Genomic DNA, 2,717 nt, shown 5'->3' on the forward strand with positions numbered 1-2,717 from the left:
CTTTAAACTCTAAGACAAACATTTTACGCAGGGGGGACTTAGACAAAATCAGTATAGCACAATAAAAGTTAAGTTAACAAGATATAGTTTAAAAAGCCGTCCTAAAAGGACGGGGCTTTAACCCAAAATTTCGGTAAATTCTCCTCTAGCTAATCCTACCGGACGAGATCGATGAGATTGACTTAAAAATTGCCAAATTATCTTAATTTCATTTTCACTTAAAGGATTTGTATTGTCCATTTCTTGATTATTTTTAACTAAAAATTGCCATTTTTGTAATGCTTTTTCTGTTAGGTAATTGTCGGATTTGTTTGCTGCCTCTAGATGAGTTAACTTATCAATAAATTGCCCAACTAAATTAAGATTGTGTGCGGACAAAATTGCTAACTTCTCAGTTAATAACTGGCGTAATTCTACATCGTTCATGATTTTTTAACTATTAACTAAACATCGATTGTAGTCCCCAAAAAGGATAGATACACCCAGGTTAATTTCTAGAGGAGTAATTTCGGGGCTGTCAACCAGAATAACTGACACTTGCCTAGGGGATTTTGTTGATTGGGAACCTCTAGACCAATTATTCCCGCTTTTTTGACCGATAATTTTCCTTGAAACTTGCCCCAAACTAGCATTTCCGTCCAATAGCCTAAATCCGGTTCGTGGCCTACCATTGCGATCGCGTTTTCCTCTCGCTGATAGTCCGACTTTTGCCACCATTGCACCCAATCTTGAATATTGCCGTTGGGTGATAGGGGATTAAATTGCTCAATTTTACGGCTTAAACCCGCTTTTTGCAAAATTTCGGCGGTTTGCACGGCACGCACCAGGGGAGAGGTGAGAATTAGGTCAAATTTCACCCCCAACTGTCCTAATCTTTGGGCAATTTTAGCAGTTTTGGCCCTACCTTCCTCGGTTAAAGGACGTTCCCTGTCGTTGAGATAATCCCCCGATTGTCCTGCTAATCCATGACGCACAAAATAAAGTTTCATATCAGTGTCGGGTCGGTCTTTGCGATGATAATAGATAGCTGAGGTCTAATAGCTAGGTGCGAATTACCTTTTCATCGGGGTTAACTAGATGGGAAAGTTTCTGTTTAATTTGGGTGTCATACAGTTCCCACTTGAGTTTCGCATATTCGGCATTATTATTAAAACCACCGAGGAAACCGATCGGAATTTCAAAACCTCCGGCCATATAACGACCACCACCAAAAAAGCGACCTTGGTTATCCTGTCCGAAAGCTTCCTTGAGAAATTCATCGGGATCTAGGGTAATTTTACTGGTACGCATAGAACCAATGACTAACTCGATATCCTCATCTTCATCGTGAACGATACCGTAAACTAAAGCCGTGTGAACATTTTCTTCTGTCACCAAAAAATCGGCAGCTTGGGGAATCGCATCCCGGTCATCATAACGCAAATAACCCACCCCGGCGATCGAATAATTATTTTTAATAATACGGTTTTTTAAGGCCCGTTCAATCACATCCATCACCCGTCGGGATCTGGCCGATTGCAGGACAGCGTTTAATAATTGGGCATCGTAGAAACGACTGAGATAACCAGCAGCAATAAATTCACACTCTTGCGCTTGCATTAAATTATTCGTATCCGATCGCAATCCGTGCATCAAAGCTGTGGCACACTTAACATGGATGGTATCGCTAGTATTAAAACTTATTAACCCTTTTTGGATATATTGGGTTAACATCGTCGCTGTTGCCCGGATTTGGGGACGAATATCGACAAATTCCGCCTCTAGATCCCCTTGGCGAGTATGATGATCAATCACGACAATAATGGGAATTTTTGCCTGTTTAACCAGAGTGGTTAACTGACTATTGGTTCCCTGACCATCGACAAAAACACAACCCTGATAAACCGAAAGATCTCTATCCTTGAGGGTATGGACTCCCCAACGTTTAGCCGGTAAACCCGTTAGTTTTACCAAAGCGACATTTTCCTGATGGGAGAGAGTACCCGCATAGACTATATCACAGTGAATATCGTACTGTTCGGCGATAATTTGATAGGCCCAGGCACTAGAAAGAGCATCGGGATCCGGGAAATCCTGCATCACCACAATTTGATTTTCGCCCCGGTGATTTTCCAAAGTACGTCGCAAGCGATCGATTAGGGAAATAAGTAGGGTATCATTACTAACCGTGACTGGAGGAAGGGGACATACTGCCGACGCTTCCCCTACCACTACATCGGTTTCGAGGGACTTGGCAGGAACTAGACTCAGTAATTCAGCCATCATTTTTAGAAAAGTTCGCTTAAAAGTAGATTCAGTCAGGATTTTTTGAGCTAATTAATTCTAGACGATATCCTCGCTCGATCGGTTCATCTCAAATATTAAGCTTTTCTTGCCCCTAGCTCCCCACTGTCAGGCTATAACTCTAGTCTATCGAAAGACCTCTCCCGTCGCCCCCCGAAGTCGGCTGGGTTGGGGGTGAGGGCAATTAACCATCGCTGCCCCATTACTTGTGAAAAATGATATAACTGGACTTCCCCACTTCCCCACTTCCCACTCTCCGATACTTTTTAAACAGGATTTAGGAGCATCACCGTCCCTAAATATTTGCTCTGATTTTTTCTAGTAAAGTTATACTATTAAGGAAGCCAAGACGAAATTCTAGGGTTAAGCAATGGTTAGACAACTCGACGACAGCCCGAAAACCGCAATCGTCTATCCCGATAGCGATGGTAAAC

The 2,717-nt window shown here is 42.4% G+C and carries 3 protein-coding genes; all 3 read right to left on the reverse strand.

Going from position 1 to position 2,717, the window contains the following annotated elements; all coding sequences use genetic code 11:
- Positions 1-117 precede the first annotated feature (117 nt).
- The 3 genes from O9295_RS01930 to O9295_RS01940 all read right to left on the reverse strand — a co-directional run bounded on the left by O9295_RS01930 (position 118) and on the right by O9295_RS01940 (position 2,265).
- A complete protein-coding gene (locus O9295_RS01930; RefSeq protein ID WP_288031245.1) occupies positions 118-426 on the reverse strand; it encodes a hypothetical protein in 309 nt (102 codons plus the stop codon).
- A 68-nt stretch (positions 427-494) separates the two neighbouring features.
- Entirely contained in the window at positions 495-989 is a 495-nt protein-coding gene (sixA, locus tag O9295_RS01935; RefSeq protein ID WP_288031247.1) for a phosphohistidine phosphatase SixA, read from the reverse strand.
- A 52-nt stretch (positions 990-1,041) separates the two neighbouring features.
- Complete coding sequence (locus tag O9295_RS01940; RefSeq protein WP_288031249.1) at positions 1,042-2,265, reverse strand: DHH family phosphoesterase; 1,224 nt, start codon at positions 2,263-2,265, stop codon at positions 1,042-1,044.
- Between the last annotated feature and the right edge of the window lie 452 nt (positions 2,266-2,717).

The sequence above is a fragment of the Microcystis sp. LE18-22.4A genome (genome assembly GCF_027531105.1).
In the GTDB taxonomy this organism is placed as follows: domain Bacteria; phylum Cyanobacteriota; class Cyanobacteriia; order Cyanobacteriales; family Microcystaceae; genus Microcystis; species Microcystis aeruginosa.

Bases quoted from the DNA above. Each gene is read 5' to 3' on its own strand.
- O9295_RS01930 (WP_288031245.1), bottom strand. From the start codon at position 426: ATGAACGATGTAGAATTACGCCAGTTATTAACTGAGAAGTTAGCAATT.
- sixA (WP_288031247.1), bottom strand. From the start codon at position 989: ATGAAACTTTATTTTGTGCGTCATGGATTAGCAGGACAATCGGGGGAT.
- O9295_RS01940 (WP_288031249.1), bottom strand. From the start codon at position 2,265: ATGATGGCTGAATTACTGAGTCTAGTTCCTGCCAAGTCCCTCGAAACC.